Origin of the sequence: Streptomyces sp. NPDC088747 (genome assembly GCF_044751025.1) — a bacterium.
Lineage (GTDB): Bacteria > Actinomycetota > Actinomycetes > Streptomycetales > Streptomycetaceae > Streptomyces.
The window spans coordinates 78,148-90,197 of the sequence record NZ_JBIVKZ010000001.1 but is presented as its reverse complement, the minus strand read 5'-3'; the positions used below and the strand labels follow the sequence as shown (position 1 = coordinate 90,197).

The 12,050-nt window shown below is 63.1% G+C and carries 10 protein-coding genes; 9 read left to right on the top strand and 1 reads right to left on the bottom strand.

The annotated features are described in order from the left end of the window. Window position 1: 1 nt before the first annotated feature. The 5 genes from ACIP79_RS00425 to ACIP79_RS00405 all read left to right on the top strand — a co-directional run bounded on the left by ACIP79_RS00425 (window position 2) and on the right by ACIP79_RS00405 (window position 2,605). The gene (locus ACIP79_RS00425; RefSeq protein ID WP_401217202.1) at window positions 2-625 is read left to right on the top strand and encodes a hypothetical protein; all 624 of its coding nucleotides are present in this window, start codon (window positions 2-4) and stop codon (window positions 623-625) included. 4 nt (window positions 626-629) lie between these two features. Further along, window positions 630-1,073: a hypothetical protein gene (locus tag ACIP79_RS00420; RefSeq protein ID WP_401217199.1), complete on the top strand. Its 444-nt coding sequence runs from the start codon at window positions 630-632 to the stop codon at window positions 1,071-1,073. A gap of 89 nt (window positions 1,074-1,162) precedes the next feature. Next, entirely contained in the window at window positions 1,163-1,420 is a 258-nt protein-coding gene (locus tag ACIP79_RS00415) for a hypothetical protein (protein ID WP_401217196.1), read from the top strand. A 274-nt stretch (window positions 1,421-1,694) separates the two neighbouring features. Next, window positions 1,695-2,111, top strand: a complete 417-nt coding sequence (locus ACIP79_RS00410) for a hypothetical protein (RefSeq protein WP_401217193.1) — start codon at window positions 1,695-1,697, stop codon at window positions 2,109-2,111. Beyond that, window positions 2,111-2,605, top strand: a complete 495-nt coding sequence (locus ACIP79_RS00405) for a hypothetical protein (protein WP_401217190.1) — start codon at window positions 2,111-2,113, stop codon at window positions 2,603-2,605. The genes ACIP79_RS00410 and ACIP79_RS00405 overlap by 1 nt, the downstream gene beginning before the upstream one ends. Window positions 2,606-2,694: 89 nt before the next feature. Here the strand turns inward: ACIP79_RS00405 and ACIP79_RS00400 are convergent, their stop codons facing one another. After that, window positions 2,695-3,021 carry an Lsr2 family protein gene (locus ACIP79_RS00400; protein WP_401217187.1) on the bottom strand — a complete coding sequence of 109 codons (327 nt, stop codon included), beginning with the start codon at window positions 3,019-3,021 and terminating at the stop codon, window positions 2,695-2,697. 74 nt (window positions 3,022-3,095) lie between these two features. On the opposite strand from ACIP79_RS00400, the gene ACIP79_RS00395 reads away from it, so the two are divergent. Genes ACIP79_RS00395 through ACIP79_RS00380 form a run of 4 tightly spaced genes read left to right on the top strand, consistent with a single transcriptional unit; the run spans window position 3,096 to window position 12,041 of the window. Continuing rightward, the gene (locus tag ACIP79_RS00395) at window positions 3,096-3,515 is read left to right on the top strand and encodes a hypothetical protein (protein ID WP_401217184.1); all 420 of its coding nucleotides are present in this window, start codon (window positions 3,096-3,098) and stop codon (window positions 3,513-3,515) included. Between the two features lie 14 nt (window positions 3,516-3,529). Further along, window positions 3,530-3,805, top strand: a complete 276-nt coding sequence (locus ACIP79_RS00390; RefSeq protein WP_401217182.1) for a hypothetical protein — start codon at window positions 3,530-3,532, stop codon at window positions 3,803-3,805. A 14-nt stretch (window positions 3,806-3,819) separates the two neighbouring features. Further along, window positions 3,820-8,079 carry a hypothetical protein gene (locus ACIP79_RS00385; protein WP_401217179.1) on the top strand — a complete coding sequence of 1,420 codons (4,260 nt, stop codon included), beginning with the start codon at window positions 3,820-3,822 and terminating at the stop codon, window positions 8,077-8,079. Next, complete coding sequence (locus ACIP79_RS00380; protein WP_401217176.1) at window positions 8,079-12,041, top strand: hypothetical protein; 3,963 nt, start codon at window positions 8,079-8,081, stop codon at window positions 12,039-12,041. The genes ACIP79_RS00385 and ACIP79_RS00380 overlap by 1 nt, the downstream gene beginning before the upstream one ends. Window positions 12,042-12,050: the final 9 nt, after the last annotated feature.

Sequence of the window (12,050 nt, the reverse complement as noted above, 5' to 3'; positions counted from 1 at the left end):
TATGGCTCTTGGCGACCCGTACGCGACGCTCGTGCAACTCAAGGCGTACATGAAAGGGAGTCTCGACGACGTCACGATGTACGACGCCGTCCTGACTGATGCTCTCGATTCCGTAAGCCGCGAGATAGAGAAGCACTGCCATCGCCAATTCAACAAGGCGGACTTGGCAACTGTTCGCGACTTCGAGCCGGATGACATCTTCACTATCGCGGATAGTGAGACGTTCGAGCACTGGGTAGCTGTCGATGATTTCTGGGATTCGACAGGTCTGGTTGTTTCATCTGGCGGCGCTCTGTGGTCAGCCTCGGATTTCAAGTTGCGACCCCGGAACGGAATTGTCGACGGTCAGCCCGGTTGGCCGTACAACGAGATCCACGCCGCGAGCAGGCAAATGCGCTTCGCCGCATCCTCGGACGTAACGGTTACCGCAAAGTGGGGGTGGCCTTCCGTTCCGGCGCCAGTGAGGCAAGCCTGCCTGATTCTGACTTCCGAAACGTTCCAGATCAAGGACGCGCCATTCGGTGTCGCCGGGCTTGATCAGTTCGGTGTCATTCGTGTCCGTGAAAACCGAATGGCGGCGGCGAAGTTGGCGCCCTATGTCAGGGATCCCCTGCAAGTGAGGTAAGTAAATGGCGTCACTCACGGCGATTCGCGCTGCCCTGAAGGAAACCTTCAAGGCCAACATTTCCAATCTGAACGTCTACTCCGAAGTATCGGATGTCACTCAGGTTCCGGCCATCGTCGTCATGCCTTCGCGACCGGCCGTCGGTGGTCTGGTCTGCGATTTCAACGGCGCATTCGGCCGCGGCCTTGATACCTGGCATCTGGAGCTTTTCATTCTCGTGGCGCGTACCGAGGCGACGCTTGCGCAGAAAGCTCTAGACCAGTTCGTCACCGGCGGTGGCCCGAAGAGCATTCGCCGAATTATCTACGAAAACCCGACCCTTGGTCTCAGCGACGGCACAGACGCGCACGCCGAGGGTGTGAGCGCCTACGACGGGTCCTTTGACACGGCAGGGGTTTCCCACGTGGGCGCAGTTGTGCGGCTGACCGTGCGCACGTCCAGTACCTAAGCGAGGAAGCGATGTCCCTCAGGACAACTCAAGTCATTGTGCCTGCGGGCACTGCGCCTACGTTCAGCGCCGCCACTGCATCGGACACGATGGAGATCGGCGAGCGCATCTGGGTCGAATACCGCAGCACCCATTCCGCCACCACGACGGTGACCGTGCTGGGCAAGGGTGTTCTCGACAACGGCGACACCGTACCGAACAAGGTCTACACGCTCGCCATCGGCAACGTCACCATGTCGGAACTCCGCATTCCCCTGTACCGGTCCTATCAGGACTCCGTCACCGGCCTTGCCACCATCACGACGTCTCAGCAGACGGCCGTGACCATGGCTGTCGTGAGGCGCTGATGGCCAGGGGGCAAAGCCGCCCGGATCCTCTCCCCATTCAAGACCGCCCGGCAGATGTGCCGAGGCGGTCTTTGCGTTCCCAGCGGGAAGAGCCGACCGAGCGCACTTACGAGGTCATCGGACCCAAGCCGGTAGGCGGCAAGAGGCGCGGCGAAATCGTGACTCTCTCCCTCACCGATGCCGCAGAGAAAGCCCTGATCGATGCCGGCCATGTGAAGCCGGCTACGGAATCTGCACGGCCATCGCTGGCCGCGAATGAGGAAGGTAGTTAGCGATGGCCAAGCTGGTATTGCGGGATTGCTCGATTGTGGTCAATTCCGTTGACTTCTCCGACCATGTGTCGTCTGTCGAGATCACTCTCGTGAAGGACGAAATCGAGACGACCAACTTCAGCGGCCAGGGTCGCGAGCGGGTCGCCGGCCTCAAGGACGACTCGATAGTCGTCAGCTTCCAGCAGGACTTCGCAGCCGGCGAGGTCGACGCCACTCTCTACCCGCTATGGAACAACGAGACAGAGTTCACCGTCGTGGTGAAGCCCACGGCGGCGGCAGTCTCTGCGACGAACCCCAGCTACACGGCGACCTGCATCCTGCTGGAGTACCAGCCCCTCTCCGGTGACGTCGGCGACCTCTCCGAGACCGAGGTGACGTTCCCGACGCAGCGCACGGGCGTGACCCGCGCAACCGCGTAATGCCCCGGCAGCCAGCGACCTTCCGCATCGACCCCGGCAGCGAGTTCAGCCGAGTCGCCGCGGCACTGCGGGAGATCGACGAAGACCTTCCCGGACAGTTGCGCGATGAGCTGCGGGATGCGGTCAAGCCGCTCGTACGGGAGGCGCAGCGCAAGGCGCAGCAGATCCCTGCACATGGCCGCGCGCACACGGGACTGCGTACGCGCGTTGCGAAGGGCGTGCGCGCGCACGTATTCGTGGGCCGGAAGCCGGGCGTTGAGATCGTCTCTACGATGCCGGACAAGTCGGAGCGGAACCTTCCCGCCTACCTGGACAACCCCGGCGCGGGTTGGCGACACCCGGTATTCGGCAACCGGCACGAATGGGTGTCGCAGCATACGGGAGCCCCCTGGTTCCGCGAGACATTCGCGCAGGGTGACGACGATATCGAGGGGCGCCTCGACTACGTCATGAACCGTGCTGCCGAGACGATCGCCGCGGCTGGCCGCGGTTGATCGGGCGGACTGGCCGGGGTCCGCGGGTACTCCGGTCAGTCCGCGCATAGCGAAGCCCCCGGCGTTCCTGCCGGGGGCTTTCTCGTTGGTCAGTGGGCGGCTTCGTAGGCTTCGCGGATCGAGGCGGGTACACGGCCGCGCGCGCTGACCTCGAAGCCGTTCTCAGCGGCCCATGCCCGCATGCCTTCGGCGCTGGGGCCGTCCGCCTTGCGCGCCTTGGACGCACCCTTCACCCGCCCAGTCTTCCGGCCCTTCTCGATGAACGGGCCGAGCGCTTCCAAAAGCTGATCGTAGCTTTCCGGGGCGAGATCGATTTCGTAGCTCACGCCTTCGAGCGTGAATGACCGCGTCTGGACCTCTTCGGACTCCTTGTCCGTCAGGTCATCCGTATAGATCGTCACAATTTTCTGAGCCATAAACGGGATCGTACCCCAATTCCCTGGGGTGTCTACCCCGAGTTTCAATTACCCGTGATCGAAAGGTATCTGTGATGCTGCTTTCCCGCGAAGCGATCCTTGCGGCTGACGACCTCGCAACCGAGGACGTCCCTGTTCCCGAGTGGGCGCCCGCCGGCGCGAAGAACCCCGATGAGTACGAAGTGCGCCTTCGCACTCTCACGGGAACCGAGCGCGACAGGTTCGAGCAGTTCATGGCGGAGGGGCAGAACGGTAAGCGCAAGCAGAACCTCGACAACTTCCGTGCCCGGATGATCACTCTTTGCGCGGTGGACGAGCAGGGGCAGCGGATCTTCAACTCCGCAGACATCAAAGCTCTCGGCACGAAGTCCAGCGCCGCTCTGGCGCGCCTGTTCAACAAGTGCCAGGAGATGAACGGCTTCACTGAGAAGGACGTGGAGGAGCTCACGGAGGATTTCGACGACGCCCCGGAAGAGCCTTCTACTTCCGACTAGCCCTCGCCCTGGGGATGACGGTCCGCGAGCTGCTTGCCCGGATCGACTCCCACGAGCTGGCTGAGTGGGCGGCATACGAGCGCTTCGCCGGCCCCGTCGGCAACCAGTGGCGTGACGAAGTGTTCGCGAGCCTGCACGAGCAGGGGCAGGCGCTCAACCGCATGACGGGCGCCGCCCACTTCACGGACAAGAAGCACCGGAAGAACCCGGCCCCTGAGCCGAAGCACTATCCGCGCCCGCACGAAGTGCATAAGCGCTCTGCCAATGAAGAGGCGGAGAGCGAAAACTAAATAGGGGGCGCGTGATGGCAACGATCACTTCTCTGTCGTTTGCCATCACGTCTACCTACAGCGGGCGTGGAATGCGCGAGGCGCGCCGCGATATTCAAGGCCTGGACGATGGCCTTGTCGGTATGAGCAAGGCTGCATCGAATATCGGCGGGCTGTTGACGTCAGTGACGAATGCGGCTCTGCTGCTTGGTCCTGCGCTAATCCCTATCGCCACTGTTTCGGCGGGAGTAGCAGGGGGCTTGATCGCTTCGGCTGCTGCGGCCGGTCTCGCCGCCGGAATCTTCGGAGGCGCGCTGGCTGGCGCCATTACGAGAACGACGAAGGCCACGGAGGGTGCGAAGAATGCTCTCCAAAAGCAAGAGGACATTCTTGCCACGATCCAGCCTGGCACGAAGGCCTATACCGAGCAGGTGAAAAAGGTTCGCGAGGCAGAGGAGACTCTGACCGCGACACTGAACGACCTCAACCCGGCGCAGCGACGCTACTCGGATTCGGTCGACACCATGGCTGGGGCTTGGTCCAAGTTTCTGGATGCCACCGAGAAGGACACTCTGACGCCGACATCCATTGCGATGGACGCGGTTTCCCGGAATCTCGGCAAGTTCGTGCCGGTCATCAAGGAAGTCAGCCCGGTCGTCAACGGTCTGGCCAAGAGCTTTGCGGCATGGATGGACGGCAACGGCCTGAAGCGGTTCATCAACGTTCTCATCGTGTCGGGCGTGCCAGCCCTAGCGAACTTCATTGACATGGGCCGAAGCATGCTCGGGGTCTTTGGGAAGGGCATGAGGGCTTTCCTTCCCTACGGAAACAAGATGGTCTTCTTCCTGGCGGCGGGAGCGAGGCACCTCAAAGAGTGGGCCGACGGCGGCGGTTTCCAGAGGTTTATGGCCAAGGTGACGGAAGCCGCTCCGAGCGTCAAGGAATTTCTTTATGCCCTCATTGAGGCATTGAAGAATATCGCCAAGGCGGCGGCGGATCTCAGTGGTTCGTCACTCACTGTTTTCACGGTCATTCTTGAGACCCTCGCCCTGCTTCCCCCTGAGCTGCTGGCGAATCTGGTCAGGGCGTGGCTCGCCTGGAACGCGGCGTTGATAGTTTACAACGTCGTGATGGGCATTGCCGCCGTGGTGACGGCTGCTATGTCTATCGCGGCGTCTCCCTTCTTCCTGATGATTGCAGGCGCGGCGCTGACGGTCGGCGCCGTGGTGCTTGCGCTTATCGCGCTAGGTGTTGGTATCTATTTCCTGATCAAGTACTGGGATCAGGTGTCGGCCTTCTTCGTGAAGGTCTGGGATGCCACCTGGAACTGGATCAAAGACACGGCCCTTACGGTCTGGGATTTCCTCACTCACGGGTGGGGACAGTTCGTTCTTCTCCTGCTCGGGCCTATCGGTCTGCTCGTCTTTCTGGGTACCCACTGGCGGCAGATTTGGGACGGCATCAAGACCGCCGCCTTTGTCGTATGGGACGCACTGAAGGTGGGATGGTCCGCGTTCAGTGGCTGGATATCCGACAAGTGGAATTCAGTATGGGGTGGTCTGCTTACCGCTTGGCGCGGGTTCATTGACCCCATCGTCGAGTCCTGGCACAAGGTGTGGCCCGAGCTCAAGCTTGCTGCCGAAAACATTTGGAACTTCCTCCGCTTCAACTGGGAAATCCTGTGGGGCTCGGCTACCGCAATATGGGAAGCGTTCTGGGGGATGTTTGGCCCCACCTTCAAGGCGGCGTGGCAGGGGGCTTCGAATACGGCGAAGGCCGCGTGGGATCTGCTGACAGCCGGCTGGGAATTCGTCTGGGCGGTACTGTCCGGAGTCTTCAAGACTGCGTGGGCCGCTCTGTCCGGTGCCTGGGATATCGGTTGGGCGCTCTTGACGGGAAGCGCGAAGGTTGCGTGGTCGATCCTCACGGGCGCCTGGTCGGTTGTCTGGACCGTGGTGACCGGCGTCTGGGATGCCTGGGTCTCCACCTTCGGGGCAATTTTCTCCGGTGCCTGGGATGTGATAGCGACCTTCGCCACCGGTGTCTGGAATGTCATCAAGGCTGCCTGGGAAGCCCTGTGGAAAGTCATCACAGCAATCTTCCTTATCTTCACGGCGGTATTCACCGGGCATTGGGATAAGGCCTGGACGGCGGTCAGTGACGCTGTCGATGCCATTTGGAAAGTCATACGCACGGCGTGGCAGGGATTTCTCAACACGGTTGTATCGGTGTTCGACGCGTTCGTTGGCGTACTGTCCGCGGCCTGGCGTTCCTTCTGGAATCTGGTGCAGTCCGTAGCCCTAGCCGCCTGGAATGCTTTCAGGAATACCTTCGACACGTTCCTTGCGTCGGTCAAGAATCTCTGGATCACCGCATGGAATGCCATCCGCAACTATTTCCAGACGCTGATCAACGCAGTTGCGGGGGTAGCTCAGGCGGCGTGGAATCTGATACGCGCCGGTGTTAGCGCCTTTCTTACGGCGATCCAATCGATCTGGAATACCACGTGGTCCACGGTCCGCAGTCTTTTCCAGACGGCGACCAACGCCATCATCTCGGCAGCCACTTCTTTCTGGACGTCGATACGCGGAGCGTTCTCCGCAGGCTCGTCCTGGCTCCGTGAAACCTTCTGGAACCCTGTCAACAACCTGTTCACGAAGACGATACCGAACGCATTCGAAGCGGGAGCCAAGGCGCTGGGAAAGGCCTGGGCTACTATTCGAAAGCTGGTTCGTGATCCTATTCAAGCGGTTGTCTCCGTCGTCTATAACGGCGGAATTGTCAAACTCTGGAATGCCGTTGCTGGAGTGTTCGGCGCGGACAAGCTGTCGAACTTCACGCTCCCTGCATTCGCCAAGGGCGGCCCGACGGGTCGCGGTTCGTCCAGCGGGTTCCCCGCACTGCTGCACCCCAACGAGCACGTGTGGACCAAGGACGAAGTGAAGGGCGCCGGCGGGCACCGTGCGGTTGCGGCCCTGCGCAGCCAGGCCATGGGCGGCGCACCGGTCCGCCTCGCCGGCCAGCCGGGCGGCGCCTTCGAGGACGGGGGCGGGCTCTTCGGTACGGGCCTCGGTCCTTCCGTCGGCCCCGACCTGGTCCCCGACGGCATCGTGAAGGACGCATTCGGCAAGCTCAAGGATCTCGCCCTGGGCGCCATCAGCGGCCCGTTCGGTGCGGCCGTGGACGGCGTCGCCAAGCTCGGCAAATCCGCGGTGCGAGCGGCCGTTCCCGGCAGTGACAGCGCGATGGAACAGCTCGGGGTCGGCATGGTCAGCAAGATCGCTGACACGGTGAAGTCCTGGGTCAAGGATCATGACATCGCCCCGACGGTGGCCGGCGGCAGTGTGGAATCCGCGCTGGCGTGGGTCCGGTCCCAGGTCGGCAAGCCGTACCAGTGGGGCGGCGTTGGCCCTGCCGGATACGACTGCTCGGGTCTCATGTCCGCGATCCAGAACGTGATCATGGGCGACAAGCCGAACCGGCGTCTCTGGGCTACGGGTGCGTTCAGCGGCGGCACCGCGCCGTCCGGCTGGAAGCGCAGCGAGAAGGCACCCTTCATGGTCGGCATCACAAATTCCGGCGTCGGCCATACAGCCGGAACGCTGAACGGCGTCAATGTGGAATCCGCAGGTGGTGTCGGTGTTCGCGTCGGCGCGAGTGCGCGCGGCTACAACAACGGCATGTTCACCGATTGGTATGGATTCCTTCCGTCGAAGAACGCGGGCGGCGCCACCTCGGGTAATGCACAGGCTACGGCCAAGGCAATGCTGAAGACCTACGGATGGGGCACCGACCAGTGGTCGGGACTTCAAGCCCTGTGGCAGCGAGAGTCCGGATGGAACTACCGGGCTACCAATCCGAGCAGCGGTGCGTACGGAATTCCGCAAGCCCTGCCCGCCAACAAGATGGCGAGTGCGGGTAGCGACTGGAAGACCAACGCCGCAACGCAAATTGAATGGGGCCTCGGGTACATCCGGTCGCGCTACGGATCGCCGAACAAGGCGAACGCTTTCCAGAAGGCGAACAACTGGTATGCCGAGGGAACCTATTCGGCGTTCCCTGGTTGGGGTGTAGTCGGCGATGGCGGCGGACCCGAGGTCATGCGGATGCGCGGCGGCGAGGAAATCAAACCGCTGGGTGATCTCGTGGGCGGCGGCGGCGCGACGAGCGTTGAGGTCACCGTGCCCGTCACCATTCACGGCAATGCAACACCGGGCACCGTCGACAAGCTGCAACGGGAATTGATTCCGAAGCTGACGATGGCCATCAAGCAGGGAGTCGGGAGGCGCGACTAATGACCGGACTGTCCCACCTGTGCATTGATGATTTCAGAAATGAAGGCTGGACACTGGTGGGGTCCGGAGTCTTGAAGTTGTTCCAGGCCTGGAACAACGACGACGACAGCAAGTACTGCCGCAACCCTCCCCACAAGGGGAGGGCTTGCGTCAGGTTTCCCGTCGACATCAACACGGTTCCCGAAGGCGCCGTAGTTACGTCGGTGACCATCTTCATTCGCGTCGCGAAGGTGGGATCAGGCTCGCGCTCCATCACGGTGAACGTCTGCTGCCTGGACGACACGAGCCGCTTCACCAGCCGAACCATTTACCCGACGACGACGCCGACCACCTACGAAATCGGCACCTACCAGAGGGACCCCCTAGGGCTTCTCTGGGACATCCATCGCATAAACAAACTGCTGTGCCAGTGCTTCAGTTACAGCAGCGTTTTCGATTGCATTCGCGTCTACAAGCTGTGGGTGCAGATCAACTACCGGGTCCGTCCCACGGTCACAGTGGAAGCGCCGACCGGGACAGTCCTCACGCCGTCTCCGGTCATCAGCTGGACGTACGCGCAGGCGGACGGTGACCCGCAGGCGAAGGCCGAATACAGGATCTTCACCGGCATTCAGGTTGCAGAGAGCACTTTCGACCCCAACACCACGCCGCCCGTGTACGCCGCGACAGTCGACGGCGACATCACGTCGCAGACGCTGCCGACCAGCCTGAACCCCGACACCTACTCCGTGTACGTGCGGGTGTACTCCAGCTTCGGCGCCAAGTCCGTCTGGGTCGGGCGCAGCTTCGGCGTACAGGGTCCGAGCCCCGGCGTCCCCGGCGACGACAACACGGTGTCCGGCACCCCGGGTATCGGCGTTGTCTCCGTGGTTCCGGACAGCTACGCGTCCGCGGTCGCGCTCACCCTGCGGGACAGCTCGAACCTGCTGTCCGTCCAGAGCGCCGACTTCGAGACGCTGACGGACGCTCCCGAGTACACGACCACGAATTGCACCGCGGCGCAGGACACGGGCGTGTACTTCGCGGGTGTCGCGTCGCTGAAGATGACCGCGTCCAGCGCGGCGACGATGGCTGTGCACGGCCCCTTCGTCGAGGTCGCACCCGACGCTCCTGTCACGGTCCGGGCGCAACTCCGCGCCGCGGTGACCGCACGGACCTGCAACGTCAGGGTCAAGTTCTACGACGAGACGTTCACTCTGATCGCGGGCACCGTCACGAACAGCGGCACGGACTCCGCGGCGACCTGGACCGAGGTGGTCGCCACGGGACCATCGCCGGCCACGGCCGCGTACGCAGTCGTGGAAGTCGAGGTGGTGAGCCCTGCCAACGCGGAGGTGCACAACGTCGATCACGTCGGGCTGATGTACGGCGCCGCGGCGCCGTGGTCCGACGGCGGGCACACGTCGCGCAACATCCTGAGCGCCTTCTCTGCCACGGGCGATGACCCGGTGGGGGACAACTGGGTCGCTGGCACGGGGTCGTCGATCAGTCGCGTGTCGGTGACGGGTACGGGCTCTCACGGATCGCAGACGAAGCGCCTGACGTACACCGGCATCACGCCGTCGCTGGCGTTCCGCGCGACCGGTACCGCCTTCACGTCCCCGACATCCGGCACGGACTTCACGCTGAACAAGCCGGCCGGTGTGACGACCGGGGATCTGATGGTCGCCTTCGTCAGCTCGAACCAGCACGGCACGATCACGCCCCCAGCGGGATGGACCACGGTCAACACGGCGTCGGTGGACGACGGCACGACGGACACGGCCTTGTTCGTCCTGAAGCGCACCGCGGGGGGCAGCGAGCCGAGCACCTGGACGGATGGCACCCTCGGGACCGCGAGTACCCGGCGGTACGCGGTCGTCGTCGCCTACTCCGGAGCGGCGGACGCGGCGGATCAGTTCATCGCGGAGGGCGTGCTCACCCGGGCGACGGGCGCACCGCTGTACCTGACCTCTGCGACGATCAACAACTCGGACGTCAACGCCTGGCGGCTCAGCGCTTTCGCGGTGAGCGACAATGTCACGGGCGGTTCGATGGTCGCCAACATCGCGCCGCCTACGAGCTCCGCGGACATCGCGTACGTCGGCAAGGGCACCGCATGGGCGGCGTACAGCAACACCACGTCGTACACGATCAACCGCCCGTCAGGTGTGGTGTCGGGTGATCTGATGATCGCGACCATTGCGATCAGTGATCCGGTCGGCGCCACCATCACCGCCCCGTCCGGCTGGACAATGGTCCGTCAGATAGCGGAGTCGGACCTTCAGGCGAGCGTGCGATTCGCCGTCCTCAAGCGCACGGCGGGCGGCTCTGAGCCGTCGTCCTGGACGGGGACACTGAGCGCCACCGTCAAGCCGATCGTCACGCAGTGCACTGCCTACCGGAATGCTGACACCGCGGCGAACCAGTTCATCGCTGAGAACACGTCGCAGTCCAGTTCGGGGAACACGGTCACCACGGCGACGGTGACGAACACCGACAGCCGGGCTTGGAGGATCAGCGCGTTCGGTTCTTCCAGCGACTACTACACCTTGTGGGGCAGCACGTCAGAGGTATCGGTTCGCGCCAACGACGGTGCCGAGTACCAGATCAACGCCTGGCAGTACCGGGCGGCAGAGCTCATGATGGCCGACTCGAACGGCCCTGTCGGTACGGGCTCCCACAGCCGGACCGGATCGTTGAACCGCAGCTACTACGCGGGCGCGTCCTGGATCGGCATCATCAAGCCCCTGCCGTCGGCGCCGGCGCCGGGCGCCAACGAGACTGAGCGCTCGGACGTCACGGTCGGCAGCTCTGACCCGTGGCTGACGACGGGGGTGTACGACTCGAACGGTCCGGTACCGATCGGTGCGACCAGCGTCACCGCAGCGTTCACGCCGGGCTCGGGCTCAGATCTGAATTCGGCTGCGTCCTGGGTCGGTCTCGTCAAGCCGGCCGTGCCGCTGGTATCGGGCAAGACCCTCGCGACGATGCCCGACGCGATCGATATTTCGTCCATCGATCCTCGCATCATGGCGCTCGCCAAGAATCAGGTGACGTTCACCAGTTCATTCCTTGGGTCAACCAGCGGTACGCCGTATCTGACGCTGTACTTCTACCGGGCGAACCAACTCATCAGTTCGCAGGTAATCCAGGGTGCATCCTTCGGCACGGCGGTCTGGAAGAAGGCTGCTGGAACGTTCAGCATTCCTGACGGCACAACACGCATCAAGGGCGAAGTCAGCGTGACCGACCGGGCCGTGAGCGACCTGGTCTATTTCGACCGAGTGGGAATCATGCTCGGCTCATCTCCGGTATGGCGCAATGGAACCGGCCGCGCCACGCACGCCGTGTGGCACGCACCGGTAATTCAGTACGCCGATGATGACGGCGCGGGTTACGGCGACTGGCAGACCCTTCCCGGCCTGGACGTCAAACCGCCGACCTACGACCCCGTCTCGGGCGTCGCCACCTACACCGACAACACGGTGATCCCTCTGGTGAACCGGCGCTACCGGGCACGGACGGTTTCCTACGGACTGGCGGGAGATCAGTTTGTTTCCGGGTTCGGGCCGCCGAGTGACGAAGTGTCACTGACGGCCCTGAACTGGTGGCTCAAGGACATCACCGCCCCGGAAAACAATGTGGCGCTGCGGGTGAAAGCCGAACCGCTGCAAGTCGGAACGACTGGTACGAGCGTCATGTACCAGCCGCTCGGGGAGGACCGCCCGGTCGTCCTGTCCGAGGGATACAAGGGCGACGCCATTGAACTCACGCTGATAGTCAGGCGTGAGGAATACGCCCCCTTGCGGCGGTTACTCAAGTCGGGCCGGACGCTTTTCCTTCAGACCAACGTCGATCACGCCTGGTGGGTCCGCCCTATCGGTGACGTCCAGTCAGAAGTGCAGGTGTCCGGTCAGCGGTTCGTCGACCCCATCCGATTCGTACGGGTGACCTTCGTGGAGGTTGCCCCCGAATCCTGATGCGAGAAG

What these genes read in the sequence shown, in the direction of transcription:
- ACIP79_RS00425 (WP_401217202.1), top strand. Translation starts at nt 2, where the DNA reads ATGGCTCTTGGCGACCCGTACGCGACGCTCGTGCAACTCAAGGCGTAC.
- ACIP79_RS00420 (WP_401217199.1), top strand. Translation starts at nt 630, where the DNA reads ATGGCGTCACTCACGGCGATTCGCGCTGCCCTGAAGGAAACCTTCAAG.
- ACIP79_RS00415 (WP_401217196.1), top strand. Translation starts at nt 1,163, where the DNA reads ATGGAGATCGGCGAGCGCATCTGGGTCGAATACCGCAGCACCCATTCC.
- ACIP79_RS00410 (WP_401217193.1), top strand. Translation starts at nt 1,695, where the DNA reads ATGGCCAAGCTGGTATTGCGGGATTGCTCGATTGTGGTCAATTCCGTT.
- ACIP79_RS00405 (WP_401217190.1), top strand. Translation starts at nt 2,111, where the DNA reads ATGCCCCGGCAGCCAGCGACCTTCCGCATCGACCCCGGCAGCGAGTTC.
- ACIP79_RS00400 (WP_401217187.1), bottom strand. Translation starts at nt 3,021, where the DNA reads ATGGCTCAGAAAATTGTGACGATCTATACGGATGACCTGACGGACAAG.
- ACIP79_RS00395 (WP_401217184.1), top strand. Translation starts at nt 3,096, where the DNA reads ATGCTGCTTTCCCGCGAAGCGATCCTTGCGGCTGACGACCTCGCAACC.
- ACIP79_RS00390 (WP_401217182.1), top strand. Translation starts at nt 3,530, where the DNA reads ATGACGGTCCGCGAGCTGCTTGCCCGGATCGACTCCCACGAGCTGGCT.
- ACIP79_RS00385 (WP_401217179.1), top strand. Translation starts at nt 3,820, where the DNA reads ATGGCAACGATCACTTCTCTGTCGTTTGCCATCACGTCTACCTACAGC.
- ACIP79_RS00380 (WP_401217176.1), top strand. Translation starts at nt 8,079, where the DNA reads ATGACCGGACTGTCCCACCTGTGCATTGATGATTTCAGAAATGAAGGC.